The 1,251-nt window shown below is 30.6% G+C and carries 1 protein-coding gene and 1 pseudogene; both read right to left on the bottom strand.

The genetic code is table 11. The features are described 5' to 3' along the window. A pseudogene (locus AMN78_RS03925) lies at positions 1 to 246 on the bottom strand (CADD family putative folate metabolism protein); the annotation flags it as partial. A gap of 141 nt (positions 247 to 387) precedes the next feature. Next, positions 388 to 1,251 (bottom strand): MFS transporter (locus AMN78_RS03920; protein ID WP_075534272.1); only part of this gene is annotated, 864 nt, incomplete at its 5' end.

Below are 1,251 nucleotides of genomic sequence, written 5' to 3'. Positions count from 1 at the left end.
ATCACCATCTTTATTTTCCTCATCCTGTAAATTTTCTAAAAGAATTCTTCTTTTTTCAATATCTTCACAAATTGAGTGAGTTGCACTTATGTATCTAGGAAATGCTTTGACATGCTGATAATATTGCTCAGCGTAATCTTTGATAATTTCTCTGTTTAACTTACCTTCATTCCAATAAATTTGATAAAATGGATGTTTTAATAAATGATATTTATCTAATTTTTTTCCTAGCTCAGTTGAAAACATTTTTGCTCCTTTGTTATTTAAAGCATATAAAAAAGATCTTAATGATTAAATAAAAAAATTATCCACAATTTGAAGTTGTGACCTTTAAAATGTTCACGTTTTGATTCACTTTTGATTCACTTTGAGACTCAAAATACAACCTTAGATAGTTTTATCCACAGCCGCTATCGGTCTTTCATCAATTGGTAAATGTAAAGCCGTGGCTATAAAAGATAGGACTATTGCTAGGTACCAAGCATAATCAAAACTTCCGAACTGATCATAGAAATAACCGCCTAAATACGCACCCAAAAATGATCCAAATTGATGGTTTAAAAATACTATTCCAAACAGGAGTGATAAATTTTTTGTTCCAAAAATTTGAGCAACTATTCCATTAGTTGCGGGAACAGTTGCAAGCCACAACAATCCAAAAGAAGTTCCAAATAAGACTGCAGATAAATTTGAGGCTGGTAGGAAAATAAATAGTATTAAAGCTATTCCTCTTAAAAAATATAATCCACTCAAAAGTATCTTTTTGCTATATTTATCTCCTAAATAGCCCATCACAAGTGTTCCTATAATATTAAAAAAACCTATCAAAGCCAAAATTGCCATTCCCGTCCAGTCTGCTAAACCTTTATCTTGAACATATCTCGGAACATGAGTTGCTATTAAAGTAATTTGAAAACCGCACACAAAAAATCCAAGAATTAATAATCTAAAACCTCTATGTGCAAATGACTCTTTTAAGACTTCACCTAAGCTTCGATTGTCTATATTCGAATTAATTGTTGTTATTTTATTTTGAGGTAATTTTACAAAAAGACCAGGTATACACATCAAAAATAAAATTACAGAAAATATTATAAAAGACATCTGCCAGGTAGAAATATTTTTAAACAAAGTAGATAATATTGGAAAAATAAACATACCTAAGCCACCGCATGCAGTAACAAGACCCGCGGCTTTACTTCTATTTTCATTTGGAAAATGTTTTGAGATCATTGGAGTTAGGATGGTTCC

Origin of the sequence: Candidatus Pelagibacter communis (genome assembly GCF_001179945.1) — a bacterium.
Taxonomy (GTDB): Bacteria; Pseudomonadota; Alphaproteobacteria; order Pelagibacterales; family Pelagibacteraceae; genus Pelagilacustribacter; species Pelagilacustribacter ubique_A.
The sequence above is the reverse complement of the archived record's forward strand: the minus strand, read 5'-3'. Positions and strand labels throughout refer to the sequence as shown.